19 protein-coding genes are annotated in these 18,911 nt (G+C 68.0%); 6 read left to right on the top strand and 13 right to left on the bottom strand.

The window, feature by feature from the left end; all coding sequences use genetic code 11:
* The 3 genes from MNI96_RS09270 to MNI96_RS09260 are packed head-to-tail and all read left to right on the top strand — an operon-like array spanning position 1 to position 2,424.
* Positions 1-828 carry an ABC transporter permease gene (locus MNI96_RS09270; protein ID WP_249692422.1) on the top strand — a complete coding sequence of 276 codons (828 nt, stop codon included), beginning with the start codon at positions 1-3 and terminating at the stop codon, positions 826-828.
* Between the two features lie 13 nt (positions 829-841).
* Complete coding sequence (locus MNI96_RS09265; protein WP_249692420.1) at positions 842-1,588, top strand: aspartate/glutamate racemase family protein; 747 nt, start codon at positions 842-844, stop codon at positions 1,586-1,588.
* Entirely contained in the window at positions 1,585-2,424 is an 840-nt protein-coding gene (locus tag MNI96_RS09260) for a GNAT family N-acetyltransferase (RefSeq protein ID WP_249692418.1), read from the top strand. Before MNI96_RS09265 ends, MNI96_RS09260 begins: the two co-directional genes overlap by 4 nt.
* A 16-nt stretch (positions 2,425-2,440) precedes the next feature.
* Here the strand turns inward: MNI96_RS09260 and MNI96_RS09255 are convergent, their stop codons facing one another.
* The 9 genes from MNI96_RS09255 to MNI96_RS09215 all read right to left on the bottom strand — a co-directional run bounded on the left by MNI96_RS09255 (position 2,441) and on the right by MNI96_RS09215 (position 10,813).
* A complete protein-coding gene (locus MNI96_RS09255; protein WP_249692414.1) occupies positions 2,441-3,229 on the bottom strand; it encodes a hydroxypyruvate isomerase family protein in 789 nt (262 codons plus the stop codon).
* A gap of 6 nt (positions 3,230-3,235) precedes the next feature.
* Positions 3,236-3,886, bottom strand: a complete 651-nt coding sequence (gene otnC / locus MNI96_RS09250; protein ID WP_249692412.1) for a 3-oxo-tetronate 4-phosphate decarboxylase — start codon at positions 3,884-3,886, stop codon at positions 3,236-3,238.
* Positions 3,883-5,145, bottom strand: coding sequence for a 3-oxo-tetronate kinase (gene otnK, locus MNI96_RS09245; RefSeq protein ID WP_249692410.1), 1,263 nt, complete (start codon positions 5,143-5,145; stop codon positions 3,883-3,885). The genes otnC and otnK overlap by 4 nt, the downstream gene beginning before the upstream one ends.
* Positions 5,146-5,147: 2 nt before the next feature.
* Positions 5,148-6,092 carry an L-threonate dehydrogenase gene (gene ltnD, locus MNI96_RS09240; protein ID WP_249692408.1) on the bottom strand — a complete coding sequence of 315 codons (945 nt, stop codon included), beginning with the start codon at positions 6,090-6,092 and terminating at the stop codon, positions 5,148-5,150.
* Entirely contained in the window at positions 6,089-7,072 is a 984-nt protein-coding gene (gene denD / locus MNI96_RS09235) for a D-erythronate dehydrogenase (RefSeq protein ID WP_249692406.1), read from the bottom strand. Before denD ends, ltnD begins: the two co-directional genes overlap by 4 nt.
* 111 nt (positions 7,073-7,183) lie before the next feature.
* The gene (locus MNI96_RS09230) at positions 7,184-7,933 is read right to left on the bottom strand and encodes a glucose 1-dehydrogenase (protein ID WP_249692405.1); all 750 of its coding nucleotides are present in this window, start codon (positions 7,931-7,933) and stop codon (positions 7,184-7,186) included.
* A 31-nt stretch (positions 7,934-7,964) separates the two neighbouring features.
* Complete coding sequence (locus MNI96_RS09225; RefSeq protein WP_249692396.1) at positions 7,965-9,242, bottom strand: TRAP transporter large permease; 1,278 nt, start codon at positions 9,240-9,242, stop codon at positions 7,965-7,967.
* A complete protein-coding gene (locus tag MNI96_RS09220) occupies positions 9,239-9,757 on the bottom strand; it encodes a TRAP transporter small permease (RefSeq protein ID WP_249692395.1) in 519 nt (172 codons plus the stop codon). Before MNI96_RS09220 ends, MNI96_RS09225 begins: the two co-directional genes overlap by 4 nt.
* Before the next feature lie 72 nt (positions 9,758-9,829).
* A complete protein-coding gene (locus MNI96_RS09215) occupies positions 9,830-10,813 on the bottom strand; it encodes a TRAP transporter substrate-binding protein (RefSeq protein ID WP_249692393.1) in 984 nt (327 codons plus the stop codon).
* A 195-nt stretch (positions 10,814-11,008) separates the two neighbouring features.
* Between MNI96_RS09215 and MNI96_RS09210 the strand changes: the two genes are divergently transcribed.
* Positions 11,009-11,782 carry a FadR/GntR family transcriptional regulator gene (locus tag MNI96_RS09210; RefSeq protein ID WP_249692391.1) on the top strand — a complete coding sequence of 258 codons (774 nt, stop codon included), beginning with the start codon at positions 11,009-11,011 and terminating at the stop codon, positions 11,780-11,782.
* 91 nt (positions 11,783-11,873) lie between these two features.
* Here MNI96_RS09210 and MNI96_RS09205 read toward each other — a convergent pair whose 3' ends face one another.
* From MNI96_RS09205 to MNI96_RS09190, 4 genes are all read right to left on the bottom strand, one after another.
* Positions 11,874-13,331 (bottom strand): aldehyde dehydrogenase family protein, encoded by a 1,458-nt coding sequence (locus tag MNI96_RS09205; RefSeq protein ID WP_249692389.1) that lies wholly within the window; start codon positions 13,329-13,331, stop codon positions 11,874-11,876.
* 70 nt (positions 13,332-13,401) lie between these two features.
* Entirely contained in the window at positions 13,402-14,463 is a 1,062-nt protein-coding gene (locus MNI96_RS09200; RefSeq protein WP_249692388.1) for a tartrate dehydrogenase, read from the bottom strand.
* Between the two features lie 91 nt (positions 14,464-14,554).
* Positions 14,555-15,289 carry a transcriptional regulator NanR gene (locus tag MNI96_RS09195; RefSeq protein WP_249692387.1) on the bottom strand — a complete coding sequence of 245 codons (735 nt, stop codon included), beginning with the start codon at positions 15,287-15,289 and terminating at the stop codon, positions 14,555-14,557.
* Positions 15,290-15,377: 88 nt separating this feature from the next.
* Entirely contained in the window at positions 15,378-16,205 is an 828-nt protein-coding gene (locus MNI96_RS09190; protein WP_283776428.1) for a phosphogluconate dehydrogenase C-terminal domain-containing protein, read from the bottom strand.
* A 125-nt stretch (positions 16,206-16,330) separates the two neighbouring features.
* Here MNI96_RS09190 and MNI96_RS09185 point away from each other — a divergent pair, with 125 nt between their 5' ends.
* The gene (locus MNI96_RS09185) at positions 16,331-17,587 is read left to right on the top strand and encodes a ribulose-bisphosphate carboxylase large subunit family protein (protein WP_249692385.1); all 1,257 of its coding nucleotides are present in this window, start codon (positions 16,331-16,333) and stop codon (positions 17,585-17,587) included.
* Entirely contained in the window at positions 17,587-18,900 is a 1,314-nt protein-coding gene (locus MNI96_RS09180) for a four-carbon acid sugar kinase family protein (protein ID WP_249692384.1), read from the top strand. Before MNI96_RS09185 ends, MNI96_RS09180 begins: the two co-directional genes overlap by 1 nt.
* Positions 18,901-18,911: the final 11 nt, after the last annotated feature.

Here is an 18,911-nt window from a genome sequence, read left to right as displayed (position 1 = left end):
ATGAGCGAAACCCGCGGCCTCGAATTCTGGATCCTGGCGCTGTTCTTCGCGCTGTTCGTGGTGTTCCTCTACGGGCCGCTGTCGGCCATCGTCATCCTGTCCTTCCAGGGGCCGGACGGCGGGCTGACCTTCCCGCTCAACGGCACCTCGCTGCACTGGTTCCGCAACCTGACGGAGCGCCAGGCGGTCGGCGATTTCGGCGGCAGCTTCCGCCGCTCGCTGACGCTGGGCATCGGCGTCATGCTGGTCACCGTCGTGGTGTCGCTGCTGGCGGGGCTCGCCTTCCGCCGCCGCTTCCTCGGCGCGACGCCGCTGTTCTATCTTTCGGTCGCCAGCCTCGTGGTGCCCTCGATCATCGTCTCGCTCGGCATCGGCGTGATGTTCCAGCAGGTGGGCCTGCGGCCGGCCTGGTACAGCTCCGCCTTCGGCGCGCACCTGACCTGGACGCTGCCCTTCGGCGTGCTGATCATGTTCGCCGTGTTCAACCGCTTCTCGCCTGCCTATGAGGAAGCCGCCCGGGACCTTGGCGCCAGCGCCTGGCAGACCTTCCTGCATGTGCTGCTGCCGATGATCGCGCCGATGCTGGTCGGCGTCGGCCTGTTCGGCTTCACCCTGTCCTATGACGAGTTCGCGCGCTCGCTGATGACCTCGGGCACCTACAACACCCTGCCGCTGGAGATCTACGGCATGACCACCAATGTCACGACGCCGGTGCTCTACGCGCTCGGCACGGTGACGACGCTGTTCTCCTTCCTCGTGATCGTGGCAACGCTGGGCGCCATCCTCTGGCTCGGCCGCCGCCGCGCCCGCGGCCAGGGCATGGCGTGACGGACGGCTGACAATGGACCTCCTGATCGTCAACCCGAACAGCACGGCCTCGATGACCCGCACCATCGAGGCCGCAGCAAAGGCCGTCGTGGCGCCCGGCACGCGCATCATCGCTGCGACCTCGCAGGCCGGGCCCGCCTCCATCGAGGGCTATTACGACGAGGCCCTGTCCGTACCGGGCCTGCTGGCGGAAATCCGCGAGGGCGAGCAGGGTGGCGCAAGGGCGGCGGTGATCGCCTGTTTCGACGATACCGGGCTGGATGCGGCACGGGCGATGGCGCGCATTCCCGTGCTCGGCATCTGCGAGGCGGCGCTGTCGCTCGCCGCCTTCGTCGCCCGCCGCTTCACCGTGGTGACGACGGCCGAGGCCGCGCGCGTGCCGGTCGAGGATCTCGTTGCGCGCTACGGCATGACGGGCCGGGCGAAGGTGCGGGCCGCCGGCATGCCCGTGCTGTCGCTGGAGGATCCGACATCCGGATCCGGCGAGTTGCTGCGGAGCGAGATCCGGGCGGCGCTCGCCTGCGACCACGCGGAGGCGATCGTGCTCGGCTGCGCCGGCATGGCCGATCTTGCGCGTCGCCTGTCCGACGAGTTCGGCGTGCCGGTGATCGACGGCGTGAGCGCCGCGGTGAAACAGGCGGAGGCGCTTGCCGCGCTCGGGCTGTTCACCTCCAAGCGCGGCGCCTATGCTGCTCCCTCGCCCAAGCGCTACAGCGGCGCCATGGCCTCCTTCGCTCCGATGCCGGCAGGGACCGAATGACCGAACCGACACTGCGCGCCCTTGCCCCCGATGAACTGCCTCTCCTGATCGACTGGGCTGCCGGCGAAGGCTGGAATCCCGGCCTTGACGATGCCCCGGCCTTCCATGCCGCCGACCCCGGCGGCTTTCTGGGGCTCTTCCTCGGCACCGAAATGGCGGCTGGCATTTCCGCCGTCGCCTATGGGCCAAGCTTCGGCTTCATCGGGCTCTACATCTGCCGGCCGGACCTGCGCGGCAAGGGGCTGGGGCGCCAGGTCTGGGATGCCGGCATGGCGAGGCTCGGCGAGCGCTGCATCGGCCTCGACGGCGTGCCGGCGCAGGAAGACAACTACCGCCGCATGGGTTTTGCCGTCGCCTATCGCACCTTGCGCTTTTCGGGACACGCGCCGGAGACGACCCCGCCGGCCGGCATCCGCATCGTCCCGGCCGACCCCGACAACGCCGGTCTTTCCGCCTACGATGCGGCTGTCTTCCCGGCCCCACGCGAGGCTTTCCTCTCCGCCTGGGTTTCCGGCCCGCGCATCGCGCGCATGGCCCTGCGGGACGGGCGCGTCGTCGGCTACGGCACCGCGCGAAAATGCCTTCAGGGGTGGAAGATCGGGCCGCTCTTCGCCGACACGCTGGCGGACGGGACGGCCCTTCTTGCCGCCCTCGGCGAAGCGACGGGCGGCGAGGAGCTGCATCTCGACGTGCCCGGCACGGGGCACGGCTTCGGTGAATGGCTGGATCAGGCCGGCTTCACGCAAGGGTTCGCTACCGCGCGCATGTACCGCAACGGGGTGCCGGGCGGCGATCCGGCTCGCACACTGGCGACGACGACGCTGGAGCTCGGCTGAGGGATACGCAAGCGCCTCAAGCGCCCGCGATAGCCTTCATCCAGCCGAGACCCTCACCGGTCGTGCCGCGCGGCCGGTATTCCGCGCCGAAATGGCCGCGATAGCCGGCATCGCGCAGGGACGGCAGCAGCCAGCCATAGTCGACCTCGCCCCGGCCCGGCTCGCCCCGGTCGGGGACGGCGGCGAACTGGATGTGGCCGATCAGGTCCATCCAGCGTTCGGCCTGGCGCAGCAGGTCGCCGCGCATGATCTGCATGTGATAGCAGTCATACATGATGCGGATGCCCTCGCCACCGCACTCCGCAATGATCGAAGCGGCGCTCTCGCAGTCCGACAGGAAGTAGCCCGGCACGTCCCGGGTGTTGATCGGCTCCAGCAGCAGGCTCACGCCCCTGGGCGCGGCGAGATCGCGGAAGCGGCGAAGATTGGCGACAAAGGTGCGGCGCGCGGCCTCCCCATCCGCCTTTCCGGCCATGACATGGATATTGCCCGCGCCGATGGCCGCCGCGTAGTCGAGCGCCTGCGTGAAGGCGGCAAGCGCCTCGTCCTCGCGCCCGGCAAGAGCGGCGAGCCCGAACTCGCCCTTCGCCACATCGCCGCGCACCGTGTTGAGCCCGAGCACCGGCAGGCCGGTCTCTTTGAGGGCGGCGGCAAGCTCGGCCGCCGGCACCTCGTAGGGCCAGTGCAGCTCGACCGCGCCGAAACCGGCGGCGGCCGCCGCATGCACGGCTTGCGGCAGCGCAAGATCCGTCCACAGGAAGCCGAGATTGGCCGAAAGCGGCAGGGAGGTCTTGTTCACGATCATCGCGCCTCAGTCCCATTCCACATCGAAGTGATCGACAATCGAGCGGATCTCGCCCTCGCTCAGGAGACGCGGGTTCATCCCGCGCAGCAAGAGGGCGAGACGGGCGGTCTCCTCCAGCTCTTCCATGGCATAGACGGCCGCCTCAAGATCCTTGGCCGCCACCACCGGACCGTGATTGGCCAGCAACACGGCGCTGCGACGACCGGCAAGCCCGCGGATCGCATCGCCCATGGCGGCATCGCCCGGACGGAAGAAGGGCAGCAGCTTCACCTTGCCGAGCCGCATGATCGAATAGGGCGTGAGCGGCGGCAGCACATTGTCCGGATCGACCTCCGGCAGCATCGACAGGGCGACCGAATGACTGGAATGCAGGTGGACGATGGCCCCGGCCTTGGCGCCGCGCGTTTCATAGAACGCGGAATGCAGCGGCATTTCCTTGGTCGGCGCGTCGCCATCGACATGCCGACCCTGCGCATCGAAGCGCGACAGGCGGCCGGGATCGAGGCGACCGAGCGAGGTGCCGGTGGGCGTGACCAGCAACCCGCCGTCGGAGAGGCGCAGCGAGACGTTTCCCGAGGCGCCGCCCGTCAGGCCGCGGTCGAACATGGAGCGGGCGAGCGTGCACAGAAGCTCGCGCAGCCGCGCTTCCTCGCTCATACCGCCCCCTTTTCGGACAAGATCGCCAGCGCGCGCTCGAAGAAGTCCTCGCCGCCGAAATTGCCGGATTTCAGCGCCAGCGCCAGTTCGGCCTCTTCGACGCGCAGGGCCGGCACGCCCGGATCGATCTCCGGCCCGATGCGCAGCGCCTCGCAGCCGAGCCCGCGCACCACCGCGCCCGAGGTCTCGCCGCCAGCCGACACGATGCGGCGGATGCCGGACCTTGCGAGCTCGCCGGCAAGATCGGCGAACAGGGTTTCGATGGCGCCCGCCAGCGTCTCCGTTCCATAGACGCCCTGGGCGCGCCGCACCTCTTCCGGATCGGCCGAAGAATAGACCAGCGGCGCCGCGTCCTGGTTCTCCAGCACGAACGCGCGCAAGGTCGCGACGGTGGTCTTGCCGGACATGACATCGTCGGCAGTCACTTCCAGCGAGGGGTGGTTCGCCTTGTAGCGCGCCACCTGCGCCCGGGTCGCGCGAGAGCAGGAGCCCGACAGCACGACGCCCGGCCCGTCGACCCCGACAAAGCTGTCGCTCCCGCCGGCAAGCTCTCCCGCACGGCGGAAGTTCTCCGGCAGGCCGAGCGCAACGCCGGAGCCGCCGGTGATCAGCACCAAGTCTTCCGCCGCCGCGCCGATGGCGTGGAGATCCGCATCCGCGATCGCATCGACGACCACCGGGCCGGCGCCGGCCGCAAGCTCGCGGGCAAGGGCGGCGGCGATGGCTTCGGCACCCTTGGCGACCTCGGCATAGGCGACATGACCGACCTTGCGCGGCGTCTGCAGCGAGAGCCAGCGGCGGATGTCCGGATCGGTCATCGGCGTCAGCGGATGATCCTGCATGCCGGACTCGCTGAGCAGCCGGTCGCCGACGAAAAGGTGTCCCTGGTAGAGCGTGCGGCCCGTACCGGGAAAGGCCGGGCAGACGATAGCGGTCTTCGCGCCAAGCCGGTCCATCAGCGCATCGATCACCGGGCCGATATTGCCTTGCGGCGTCGAATCGAAGGTCGAGCAATATTTGAAGAAGATCTGCCGGCAGCCCTGCGCCAGCAGCCAGTCGAGCGCCGCCAGCGACTGTTCGACCGCCTCGGCCACCGGCACGCTGCGGGTCTTCAGCGCGACGACGCCGGCCTCGACGCCGGGCGCGGCCGGGCCTTCCGGCAGGCCGCAATACTGGGTGACCGCCATCCCGCCCTTGACCAGCGTGTTGGCCAGATCCGAGGAGCCGGTGAAATCATCGCCGATGCAGCCGAGCAGCATGGTCAATCCTTGTCGCTGGAAGTCCCGCCCGATGCCGGAACGCCCGGCAGGGCGACGTTGCCCTCGCGGGCATAGATCTTGGCGACCGCTACGTCGCCCTCCCGCCCAAAGCCGGCGTCATGGGCGGCGCGGAATCGGGCGAGTGCCGTTTCGGTCAGCGGCACGGAGAGCCCGCCGGCGGAGGCCGCCTCGGCGACGATGCCGAGATCCTTGACGAAGATATCGACTGCCGAATGCGGACGATAGTCGCCGTCGGCGATGAAAGGCCCGCGGTTCTCGAACATCCAGGACGAGCCGGCGCAGCGGGAGATTACCTCCACCATGCGCGCCACCTCGATGCCCTGGCCGACGCCGAAAGTCAGCGCCTCGGCGGTGGCGGCGATGTGGACGCCGGCAAGCAACTGGTTGACCACCTTCATGGCCGAACCGGGACCGGCGCGGTCGCCGAGCTCGAACACCGTCTCGGCCATCGCATCGAGCGCGGGCCGGGCGGCAGCGAAGGCATCCGCCGTGCCGGAGGCCATGATCGACAGGCGTCCCTCGGCGGCACGGACCGCGCCGCCGGAGATCGGCGCGTCGAGATAGAGCAGGCCGGTTTCGGCAAGCTTCGCCTCGAAGCGCACGGCATGTTCGGGGGCGAAGGTGGCGCAGGAGACGACCACGGTGCCGGGGGCGAGATGCGGCGCGATGCCATCCTCGCCGAAGAGCACGGCCTCGGTCTGGGCCGCATTGACGACGACGAGAACGACGGCAGAGGCCTCGCGAAGCGCCGCGTCGCGGGCAGCACGATCGATGGCGATGCGTCCACCATCCGCCTCGAAGGCAGCCATGGCGGACGGCTCCCGGTCGATGCCGGTGACGGCAAGGCCGGCGCGCAGCAGCGAGCGCGCCATGCCTAGGCCCATGGCGCCGAGGCCGATGACGACGAGCGGACCGGTCTCGCTCATGCGGCAGCTCCCGCGTGGTCCTCGAGATAGGCGGTGATGATGGCGTCGATGGAGGCATCGCCGGCAAAGCCGAGGTCGAGCGCACGGCGCGTGTCGAAGGCCTTCGGCCAGGTGGAGATGATCGCCTCGATGGCGGGATCGGTCTGGTGGCGGATCAGGGCGACCGCCTCGTCGCCTGCCACCTTGCGCAGCGCCTCGATCTGCTCGCCGACGGTCACGGAGACGCCGGGCAGCGTGATGTTGCGACGCCCGCCCATGGCGGCGGTGTCGAGATCGCCGGCATGAACGAGATAGCCGACGGCCGCGCGCGGGCTGGCCAGCCAGTGGCGCACGTCGGTGCCGACCGGCAGCACGGCTTCCTTGCCGGCGAGCGGCTCGCGCAGGATGGAGGAGAAGAAACCGGAGGCCGCCGCATTGGGCTTGCCCGGCCGGATGACGATGGTCGGAAGGCGCAGGCCGATGCCGTCGAAGAAGCCGCGGCGGCTGTAGTCGGCGAGCAGCAACTCACCGATGGCCTTCTGGGTGCCGTAGCTCGACAGCGGGGTTACGACGTAGTCGTCGCCGATGACATCGGGCAGCGGAATGCCGAACACCGCGAGCGACGAGGTGAACACGACGCGGGGACAGTAGCCCGAGCGCCCGTTCTCGGCGCGGATCGCCTCGAACAGGTTGCGGGTGCCGTCGAGATTGATCCGGTAGCCCTTCTCGAAATCGCGCTCCGCCTCGCCGGAGACGATCGCGGCCAGGTGGTAGATGACGTCGGGGCGGGCGGAGACGAGGCGTTCCGCCTCGCCGGGCGCGCACAGGTCGCCGGTCTCGACCGACACGGGAATGCCGCCCTCCGGCGCTCTAGCCGGAACGACATCGAAAAGGGTCAGGTGCGAAAGGGCAGCGCCGGCGAGGGTTCCCCGCGCGGTCAGCGCCCCGGCCAGCCCCTGGCCGAGCATGCCGCCGCCACCGATGATGAGGCAGGTCGTCATTGTCACTCTCTCCTTGCGGACGGCGGGGCCGGGGTCGGCCCGTTCAGGACCGAATGCGACATCCGGCGCCCCACCCGATGCGGGCCGGCGCCGGATGCCGTTCATGGGTGCCTAGATGCAGCGGCCGCCGTCGACTTCCAGCAACACGCCGGTGATGAACTCGGCCTCGTCGGAGGCGAGGAAGCCGCAGGCCTTGGCGATGTCGAGCGGACGCGACATGCGGCCGAGCGGGATGCCGGCGATGATCTTGGCGCGGGTCTCCGGCGTGTCGTCGCCCGGCAGGAACTGGCCGGTCAGGCCCGTCTCGCCCATCACCGGGTTGATGCCGCACACGCGGATCTTGCGGTCGGCGAGTTCCACGGCCATCGAGCGGGTGATGGCGATGGCAGCGCCCTTGGAGCCGTTGTACCAGGTCAGGCCCGGACGCGGGCGCACGCCGGCGGTCGAGGCGATGTTGATGATGACGCCGCCGCCGTTCTTTTCCAGCACCGGCACCGCGTGGATCGCCGCGTGGTAGATCGACTTGACGTTGACCGCATAGACCTTGTCGAAGGTCGCCTCGTCGACCAGCAGCATCGACTGGTTCTTGTGGGTCGTGCCGGCATTGTTGACGAGAATGTCGAGCTTGCCGAAGGCGTCGAGCGCGGTCTGCACCATCGCCTTGGTGGACTCGCTGCTGGTGACGTCGGCGGTGCAGGCCACGGCGGCAGCGCCGATATCGCCGGCGACCTTTTCCGCCGCATCGCCGCGAATGTCGGCGACGACGACCTTGGCGCCCTGCTCGGCGAAGTAATGGGCGATGCCCTCGCCATAGCCGCCGCCAGCACCGGTGACGATGGCCACCTTGTCCTTCAGTTTCATTGCAGTCTCCCGAAAAGAGGCAGCGCCACCGCTACCTGTAGAACAGCTCGACAAGGCCGAGCGAGATGAACGGCACGTAGGTCACCAGCAGCACGCAGCCCATCACCACCAGCACCATCGGCACCAGGGCCGGAATGATCTTCTGGATGGATATCCTCGCCACCGCACAGGCGGCGAAGAGATTGACGCCGACCGGCGGCGTGAACATGCCGAGCGCCAGGTTGACCACGATGATCAGGCCGAAATGCACCGGATCGACACCGTAGGCGACGGCGATGGGCGCCAGCAGGGGCGCCAGCACCAGGATGGCCGCCGAGGTCTCGACGAACATGCCGACGATGAAGAGGAAGACGTTCACCGCCATCAGGAAGCTGATGCGGTCGGTGAACACCTGCTGCACCCATTCCGCGATGATCGCCGGCAAGCCCGAGCGGGTCACGAGGAAGGAGAACAGCCCTGCACCGGCGATGATCACCATGATCACCGTGCTGGAGATCGCCGAGGTGCGCAACGCCGTGTAGATCTTGGCGAGCGTCAGCGACCGATAGACGAAGAGACCGACGAACAGCGCGTAGACGACGGCGATGGACGAGGCCTCGGTCGGCGTGAAAATGCCGCCATAGATGCCCCCGAGCACGATCACCGGCATGAGCAGCGCCCAGAGCGCATGCACCACGGCCTCGACGAATGGCTTGCGCCCGTCGCCGTCCATCTTGCCGTAGCCCTTCACGCGGCACAGGACGATCAGGTAGAGGAACAGCGCAGCAGCGACCAGGATGCCCGGGCCGATGCCGGCCAGGAACAGCTGGCCGATGGAGGTTTCCGTCGCAACGCCGTAGAGAATGAGCGGGATCGACGGCGGGATCAGCACGCCGAGCTCGGCCGAGGAGGCCTGGATGGCGGCGGCGGTGCCGACCGGATAGCCATGGCGCACCATGGCCGGAATGAGAATGACGCCGATCGCGAAGGTCGTGGCGACCGAGGAGCCGGAGACCGAGGCGAAGATCATACAGGTGACGACGCAGGTGCAGGCAAGGCCGCCCTGGATGCCGCCGACCATCGACTTGGCCAGCTCCACCAGCCGCTCGGAAATGCCCGCAGCCGCCATCAGGTTGCCCGACAGGATGAACAGCGGAACAGCCAGCAGCGGGAAAGAATCCAGGCTGGCGAAGATGCGCTGCACGGCGAGCAGCAGCGGCACGGTCGAGAAGAACTGGATGCCGAAGGCGCTGGCAAGGACCAGCGACACGCCGATGGGAACGGCGGCGGCAAAGAGAATCAGCAGCGAAAAGGCCAGAGCCGCGTTCATATCTGGCCCTCCACATCCTTCAGTTCGCCGGACCGCACGTCGTCCTGGCCGGTGAAGCTGACGATGGTGCGGGCGATGACCCCGGGCACGGCCAGCAAGGCACCGGCCGGCAAGGCCGCATAGACCCAGGCGATGCTGACTTCGAGGCCTGCAAGGTTCTGCCGCTGAACGCGGAACGCCATGGCCGTTCCGAACCAGATCAGCAGGGCGAGAAACGTCAGCGAGGCGATCGCGATGACGATGGTCAGGACCTGCCGCAGCGGCTTCGGCCCGACGTCGATCAGGAAATCGACGGCGATCATCGCGCCCTGGCGGAACGCGGCGGCGAGACCGAGGAAGACCATCCACATCATCGCCGAGCGGGCCGCCACTTCCGACCATGCGGAAGGATGCCCGAACACGAAGCGCGTCACGACCTGATAGAAGGTGAGAGCGACGATCACCGCCAGGGCGACGATGGACAGCTCTAGAGCGACGCGGGTTACCCGGCGCTCGGCAGCGAAGAACCATTGCATGATCGAACTCCTGCCGGGGCGGCCGCGTACGGCCACCCCGGGGACGCCGGAGGGCGAGGCCTTGGGAGGGCCTTACTGCTGGGCGGCCTGGATGCGCTTCAGCATCTCGTCGCCATACTTCGCCTTGAAGGTGTCATAGGCGGGGGCAACAGCCTTCTGGAAGGCGGCCTGGTCGACCTTCTCCACCACGTTCATGCCGTTCTGGCGCAACAGGGCAACGCCGTTGGCCTCGTCGGCCTCGACTTTGGCGCGGGTCGCCTCGACGGCGACCTTGGCGGCCTCGCGGAACCAGCCCTTCTCCTCATCGGAGAGGCCGTCCCACAGGCTCGGCGAAGCGAGGATGATGGCCGGCGAATAAACGTGGCCGGTCAGGGTCAGGTTGCTCTGTACTTCCCAGAACTTCGAGGCGGTGATCACCGGGATCGGGTTTTCCTGACCGTCGATGACGTTCTGCTGGAGCGCGGCGAAGACCTCCGGGAAGGCCATCGGTGTCGGCGAGGCACCGGCAGCACGGAAGGCCTCCATGTGCACCGGGTTCTCCATCGTGCGGATCTTCAGGCCCTCGAGGTCGGCCGGGGTGTTGATCGGACGACTGGAGTTGGTGACGTGGCGGAAGCCGTTTTCCGACCAGGCGAGCGCCACGAGATTGTTCTGGCTGACCTTGTCGAGCAGTTCCTGGCCGATCTCGCCATCGAGAATGCCGCGCGCAGCCGCATAGTCCTTAAACAGGAACGGCAGGTCGAGCACGAGCGCCTCAGGCACGAAGTTGCCGAGCGGGCCGGTCGAGGAAACGGTCAGCTCCACGGAGCCGATCTGCAGGCCCTCGATCACGTCGCGCTCGCCGCCGAGCGCGCCGGCGGCCTGCTCGCGGATCTCGAACTTGCCGCCGCTGAGCTCGGAGAGCTTCTTGCCGAAGGCTTGGACGCCCATGCTGTAGTGGGAATTCTGCGCCGTGGAATGCGCGAAGTTCAGAACGGTCTGCGCGAAGGCGCTGCCGCTCATCGCCACCGAAAGGGCAACGGCGGACACGACTGTCAGACTGCGGAAACGAAACATAACGATATCCTCCCTGGTGTCTCCTGCACCGGTCGCGGAGTTTGGCGGCGATCGGCAATCCAGTCAACACGTTTTACAACTTAACTGTAACTGGTATGATGATCACCAACAAGACAGTACCCAGCAATTGCCGCAATAGGGCGTCGGCACCCCACGATGTTGACCAAACGGCAGGTTTGACCAATAAGTCGAGATATGGACAAGGCCGCATCGACACAGCGGTCGGGGGAGTTCTCCTTCGCCGACCTTCAGCAGAGCAAAGCCGAGCGGCTGGCCGACCGGGTCTACGAGAACCTGTTCCACGCCATCGTCACCGGCATGATCACGGCCGGCACCAAGCTGCCGCCGGAAAACGTGCTCGCCGGCGAGTTCGACGTGTCGCGGCCCGTGTTGCGCGAGGCGCTGGACAAGCTGCGCGAGGACGGACTGATCTCCTCGGTGCGCGGCTCCGGCAATTATGTGCAGAACGCACTCGGCGCCAGCCGCGAACGGGCGGTGGGCGACGACGACGACCGGGATGCGCTGGAGCGCATCGGCGACATGCTCAACGGCATCGAGCTGCGCCTGATCGTCGAGCCGCAGGCGGCTTATCTCGCCGCCAAGCGGCGCGGGCCGGCGGATATCGAGCGGCTGCGCGAAGCACTGGACCGCTTTTCCGAGGCGATGCACACCAACGCGATCATGCATTACCACGATTATGCGTTTCATGAGGCGGTGGCCATCGCCACCTGCAACCCGCGCATCGTCAAGACGCTGAAATCGCTGGAATACGACGTCACCCGCTCGGTGACCCTGATGCGCTTCTTGGTGAAGTTCCAGCCGCTCGTGCGCGCCGAGGCGGTGCAGGCCGAGCACGAGGAGATCTTCCGTCATATCGAGGCGGGCGCGGCCACCAAGGCCAAGCGTGCGATGCGCAATCACATCGAGCACGCCCGCACGCGGATGATGAACAGCCGCCCCGGTTTCTGACCCTCTTTCGACCCGTCGAACCGGACCGCAAACCGAAAACGGGCGGAACCCGAAGGCCCCGCCCGCCCTGTCTCGTACCAGCGTACCCGGCTCAGCCGTGCTTGAGGACCACCGTCTTGATGGTGGTGAAGCTGACCATGCCTTCGAACGCCTTCTCGCGGCCGTAGCCCGAGCGCTTCATGCCGCCGAAGGGCAGCTCGATGCCGCCGCCGGCGCCATAGTTGTTGACGAAGACCTGACCCGCCTCGATGGCATGGGCGCAGCGCATCTGCCGGCCGCCGTCCTGAGTCCAGACCGAGGCGGTCAGCCCGTAGGGCGTGCCGTTGGCAAGGCGGATCGCCTCGGCCTCGTCGTCGAACGGGAAGGCCGCTAGAACCGGACCGAAGATCTCGTCGCAGGCAAGGCGGCTGTCGGGCGCCGCACCGTCCAGCAGCATCGGCGGGAAGTAGTAGCCGCCCTCCGGGGCGTCCGGGTTCTTCTGCGCCTGAGCGACAACGCGCGCGCCGTCGGCCAGCGCCGCCTCGACGAGTTCGGTGACCCGGCGCAGCTGGCGGGCACTGACGATGGGACCGCAGTCCGGATCGTCGATGCCCGGGCCGACCTTCAGAGCAGCGAAGCGCTCGGCGAGCCGCTTCATCACCTCCGGATAGATCGACCGCTCGATGAGGACGCGGCTGCCGGCCGCGCAGGTCTGGCCGGCATTCTGCACGATGGCGTTGACGACGACCGGCAGGGCCGCGTCGAGATCCGCATCGGCGAACAGGATCTGCGGCGACTTTCCGCCGAGTTCCAGCGTGACGGGCACATGGTTTTCCGCGGCAGCCTTCGCCACGGCCGTGCCTGTCTGCGGCGAGCCGGTGAAGGAGATGTGGTTGATGCCGGTATGGCCGGCGAGCGCTGCGCCCGCCTCCATGCCGAGGCCGCAGACGACGTTGAGCGCGCCGGCCGGAAGGCCGGCTTCAAGCGCCAGTTCGGCCAGACGCAGCGGCGTCAGACAGGCATCCTCGGCCGGCTTGACCACGCAGGCATTGCCGGCCGCCAGCGCACCGCCGACCGAGCGGCCGAAGATCTGCGAGGGGTAGTTCCACGGGATGATGTGGCCGGTGACACCATGGGGTACGCGCAGCGCCAGAACGGTCATGCCCTTGGAATAGGGGATGGTTTCGCCGTGGTGCTTGTCGGCGGCCGAGCCGTAATATTCGAAGTAGCGGGCCGTCGCGGTGATGTCGTTGCGCGCCTGGGTGAGCGGCTTGCCGGTGTCGAGACATTCCAGCTCGGCGAGTTCCTCGGCATGATCGAGGATCAGCGCAGAAAAGCGCATGAGGATGCGGCCGCGCTCCAGAGCGCTCTTGGCGCCCCATTCGCCCTCGAATGCGGCGCGCGCCGCTTCCACGGCCCGATCGACCTCGGCCGCGCCGCCGCGCGGCAGGCGGGCGAAAACCCGGCCGTCCGCCGGATCCACGACGTCGATGCCGTCTTTCTCCGCGCGGTCGACGACCTTGCCGTTGATGATGTGGCCGAAGGCCGTGATGGATGTCCTGTCGAGCATCGCTTTGCTCCTGAAAGTGACGGGAAAACGGGCCGGCCGGCACAGATCGCCGGCCGGGGTTGCAGATGGGTCAGGCGAGCGCGTCGGCGATGGCCTTGCCGGCCTCGACGGTGCCGGCGCTGCCGCCGAGATCGCGTGTGCGCGGACCGCCCTGCGAGAGCACCGTCTCGATCGCGGCCTCGATGGCGCGAGCAGCCTCCAGCTCGCCGAGATGCTCCAGCATCATGGCACCGGCCCAGATCTGGCCGATAGGATTGGCGATGCCCTGGCCGGCGATGTCCGGCGCCGACCCGTGCACCGGCTCGAACATCGAGGGGTTGGTACGGGTGGGGTCGATGTTGCCGGACGGAGCGATGCCGATGCTGCCGGCGACCGCCGGACCGAGATCGGAGAGGATGTCGCCGAACAGGTTCGAGCCGACAACGACGTCGAACCAATCCGGATGATTGACGAAATGCGCCGTAAGGATGTCGATGTGGAACTTGTTCGCCTCGACGTCGGGATACTCGGCCGCGACGGCCGCGAACCGCTCGTCCCAATAGGGCATGGCGATCTTGATGCCGTTCGACTTGGTGGCCAGCGAGACCTTGTTGCGGCGGGTGCGTGCCAGCTCAAACGCATAGCGCAGGATCCGGTCGGTGGCGCGGCGCGAGAACACCGACTCCTGGATCACCAGTTCTTCCGGTGTGCCCTGATAGAGAATGCCGCCCGCGGAGGAATACTCGCCTTCCGAGTTCTCGCGCACGATGACGAAGTCGATGTCCTTGGCATCGCGACCGGCAAGCGGCGAGGTGATGCCCTTGAGCAGACGTGCCGGGCGCAGGGCGACATAGAGGTTGAGCTCGCGGCGCAGGCGCAGGATCAGGTCCCAGGTGGAGATGTGGTCCGGCACGTTCGGCCAGCCGACCGCGCCGAGGAAGATCGCATGGCTGCCGCGCACCTGTTCGACGCCGTCCTCCGGCATCATTCGCCCGTGGCGGGCGTAGTAGTCGCAGCTCCAGTCGTACTCCTTCCAGTTCACCGAAAAGCCGAAGCGCCGCGCGGCCGCTTCCACCACCCGCTGGCCCTCCGGCACGACCTCCTTGCCGATGCCATCGCCCGCAATCACCGCGATATCGTAATTCCTGCCCATGGAGCACCTCCCGAGACGTCTTTATTTCCGGCGGCGACCATGAGGCAAAGCGCCAGATGAGTCAATTGAGTTTACAACTCCACAAAACGTCTCAGGCATCCTCGCGATGCTGATAGAGCAGGTCGCTGCGGTCGAGATGGATGCCCATGGCCGCGGCGGCCCCGTCCTCGTCGCCGGTGGCGAGCCGGTCGACGATCACCGCATGCTCGGCCAGGGTCTTCGTCTCGCCACCGGACCACAGCAGCAGTTCCGAGTGGTAGTTGAACAACCAGCTCAGCATGGCATCGCCGACGGCGGCGAAGATCGGATTGCCCGAAAGGGAGGCGATCTTGCGGTGGAAGGCGATGTCGGCGGCGATGAAGGCCTCGGCGTCGCCCAGCGCCTCACGCTGGCGGTCGACGAGCCGGCGCAGCTCGGCGATGTCGTTCGCCGTGGCATTGGCCGCGGCAAGGCGCACCATGCCCATCTCGAAGAAGCGGCGCGCCTGCTTGAGGTGTTCCAGATTGTCCGGCGAGGCGGACAGCATCAGCCGCGCCACCCCGTCGATCTGCCGGATCACCGTGTCGGCGGTGAGCGCGCTGACGCGGGCCCGCTCGCCGTGCGAGATGCTGATCAGGCCCATCGTGTCTAGGGATTGCAGCGCCTCGCGCACCGCCGGCCGGCCGACGCCGAAGCGCTCCATCAGGTCGCGTTCGGACGGCATCAGCTCGCCGGGCAGGACCTCGCGGCGGGTGATCATCTCCAGCAGCCGTTCGAGCACCTGGTCCGACAGCTTCCGCCTGACGATCCTGTCGCCCTCATCCGTTTTCGTGCCGCGCTTGCGCATTCCAGCTCCCTCGCCCAGGCCATCCACCTCCTATAGCAATGCTGGAGTGCGGCTGCCTATATGGCAGCCGCAAACGTCCCGAACGCCGTCAGGTGATGGCGCGGATGCTCTCGGTGATTTCCTGGGGATCGAAGACGCCGCGCCAGTCGTCGCGCATCAGGCGCGGCTTGCCGTTGGCGATGGCCTTGTTGCAGGCATCGGAGAACGCACCCTGCACCTCGCCCATGACGACGGCGCCGAGGATGTTGAGATGGCCGAGCAGGAAGTCGCGGGCCGCGACCGGATCGACGCCGCGCGCGACGACCTCGTCCATCGCCTCCTTCATGACCACGAGCAGCGTGGCGCAGACCGTTTCCGACAGGCCGGGCTCGAGCAGCGCCATCTGCTCCACCGTGACCCGGTGCGAGCGCAAGATCGGACCGTAAATGGTGCAGGCGATCTCCTCGCCGACCGCGTAGTGCTCCTCCGGCCCCTGCATCAGGGCGCTGACGATGGCCTGCTTCGCGGCAACACCGCCGAAATAGTCGCGCTTGGCGGCCATCTCGGTCTCGTCGTTGAAGATCGGCGGGTGACAGGGATGGGAGACGAAATAGGTGACGTCCGCCCGCTCCGGGAAATGGCCGGCAAAGGGCGCGGCCGCATCGAGCGCCATCACCAGCGTGCCGGGATCCAGCTTCGGCACGACGATTGCCGCGACCGCCTGGATCGCCGTGTCCGGTACGGCGAGGATGACGGCACCGGCCCCGGCAAGGGCGGCGTCCATGTCGACGCATTCGACGCCGAGGGTCTCGCGCAGGCGGGCGCGTCCGGCCTCGCCGATTTCCACATGCGCGACCTCGTAGCGTGAGCCCTTGAGGTTGGTGGCAAGACGCACGCCCATCTTTCCGCCGGCGCCAAGCAAAGCAATCTTCATCAGTCGGCCTCCTGTTTGGCGGCGATGAAACCCGCCAAACATCATGTTGTCAACTGGTATGATGAGATGATATCGAACCTGTCACCGAATGCCGGTGCACGGCAGGGATGCGAGAGGGGACGCGGCAGATGGAACGGCTTTACGCACGCTACGAACTGGAGAGCCCGCTGCCGCTGGAGGATGCCGCGGCGGTGATCGCCGGCGAGCAGTCCTGCGGCACTTTCCTGCGCCTGCCGGGCGAGACCGATGAACTGCGCGAGCGCTCCGGCGCGCGCATCGAAAGCATTGTGGAAACGGGAAACTCGCCGACCCCGGCCCTGCCCTGCCGGATCCGTTCGGACCGCTACCGCCGCGGCGAGATGGTGCTGTCCTGGCCGCTGGAGAATTTCGGCCCCTCGCTGACCAACGTGCTGGCGACGGTCGCCGGCAACCTGTTCGAGCTGGCGGAGGTGTCGGCGCTGCGCCTTCTCGACATCACCTTCCCGCCGAGCTTTGCTGCCGCCTATCCGGGCCCCGCCTTCGGGGTTGAGGGCACGCGGCGCCTTGCCGGTGTCGAGGGCCGGCCGATGATCGGCACGATCATCAAGCCGAGCGTCGGCCTGAGCCCCGACGAGACGGCGGCGATGGTCGAACAGCTGGTTGCCGGCGGCATCGACTTCATCAAGGACGACGAGCTGCAGGCCGACGGCCCGCATTGCCCGTTCGAGGCCCGCGTCGATGCGGTGATGCGGGTGGTCGAAGATCATGCGCAGCGCAACGGCCGCAAGGCGATGGTCGCCTTCAACATCACCGGCGAGATCGACGAGATGAAGCGGCGGGCCGACCACGTGGCAGCGCGCGGCGGCACCTGCATCATGGTCAGCCTGCACTCGATCGGGCTTGCCGGTCTCGGCGCCATTCGCCGCCATGCCAGCCTGCCGCTGCACTGCCACCGGAACGGCTGGGGCCTGTTCTCGCGCTCGCCCGACATCGGCATCGCCTATGAGGCCTGGCAGAAGTTCTGGCGCATCGCCGGCGCCGACCATCTGCATGTCAACGGACTGACCAACAAGTTCTCCGAGAGCGATGCCTCGGTGATCGCTTCGGCCAGGGCCGTCGGTGCGCCGCTGTTCGGGGACGGCCTGCCGGGCTTCGAGGCGCTGCCGGTCTTTTCCTCCGGACAGACCGCGGCGCAGGTCGCCGGCACCCATGCGGCGGTCGGCTCGCCCGACTTTCTCTACTGTGCCGGCGGCGGCATCATGGGCCATCCGCACGGCATTGCCGGCGGCGTGGCGAGCCTGCGCCAGGCGGCGGATGCGGCGATGTCCGGCATCGACCTCGACACTCACGCCCGGACGCATCCCGAGCTCGCCGCCGCCCTTTCCCTGTTCAAGGACAAGCGCTGATGGCCGGCGATCTGCTGCTCTCCTATTATGGCGACGACTTCACCGGCTCGACCGACGTGATGGAGGCTCTGACCTCCAACGGTGTCGAGACCGTGCTGTTCACCCGCAGGCCGGACGAGGCCCTGCTGGCGCGCTTTGCCGGCTGCCGCGCCATGGGCCTTGCCGGCACCAGCCGCAGCCGGTCGCCGGACTGGATGGACGCCGAGCTGCCGCAGGTGTTCACCTGGCTGAAGTCGCTCGGCGCGCGCTTTTGCCATTACAAGGTCTGCTCGACCTTCGACAGCGCGCCCCATCGCGGCTCCATCGGCCGGGCGATGGAAATCGGCCTTGCCGCCTTCGGCCAGCACCGACTGGCGCTCGTCGTCGGCGCGCCGCAATTGCGACGCTATACGTTCGCCGGCCATCTCTTCGCCGCCTGGCGCGACACGCTGCACCGCATCGACAGGCACCCGGTGATGGCGAACCATCCGGCAACGCCGATGGGCGAGGCCGATCTGCTGCTGCATCTTGCCGCCCAGACTTCCCTGCCGTCCGCCCTTGTCGGCCCGACCGATCCGGCTCTGGGGCAGGTTCCGTCGGACGAAGCCCGCATCGTGCTGATCGATGTCTTCGACAAGGCCTCGCAGGCCGCCGCCGGCGCCTCTCTCGAAGACGCCGCCCGACGGAACGGACCGCTGGTCTTCGGCTCCTCCGGTATCGAATATGCGCTGCTGGAGGCGTGGCGACAGAGCGAGGCCGGAGTGCGCCCCATGCGGTTCGAACCGCTGGCGCGGCAGGAGCGGATGGCGGTCGTCTCGGGGAGCTGCTCGCCGACGACCGAACGGCAGATCCGCACAGCGCTCGGCGCCGGTTTTACCGGCATCGAGATCGACTATTCGGCGCTGGCCTCCGGCCAGGGGCGCGAGGCGGCGTTCGAAACGGTGCTGGCCCGTGCCGAGGACGTGCTGTCTTCCGGCGGGAGCCCGCTCGTCTACACCGCGCTCGGCCAGTCCAGCGTGGTGGCGAGCGGTCAGGATCAGGGCGGCGACGATGCGGTGGGCGAGGCGCTCGGCCGGCTGCTGGCCGCGCTGCTGGCGCGTCACGGGCTTGCGCGCGTGGCGGTGGCCGGCGGCGACACGTCGAGCCATGCGCTCGGCGCGCTCGACATTCACGCCCTCACCCTGCGTCATCCGATCTCCGACAGCCCCGGCTCGCCGGTCTGCAACGCCCATGGCGCCGACGGGGAGCCGGGCGTCGAACTGATCCTCAAGGGCGGCCAGATCGGCAAGGACGACTATTTCGTGCGCCTGCGCGACGGCACGCTCACCGTTTAGGTTTCACTTCT

This window comes from Stappia sp. WLB 29, assembly GCF_023507705.1.
In the GTDB taxonomy this organism is placed as follows: domain Bacteria; phylum Pseudomonadota; class Alphaproteobacteria; order Rhizobiales; family Stappiaceae; genus Stappia.
The sequence above is the reverse complement of the archived record's forward strand: the minus strand, read 5'-3'. Positions and strand labels throughout refer to the sequence as shown.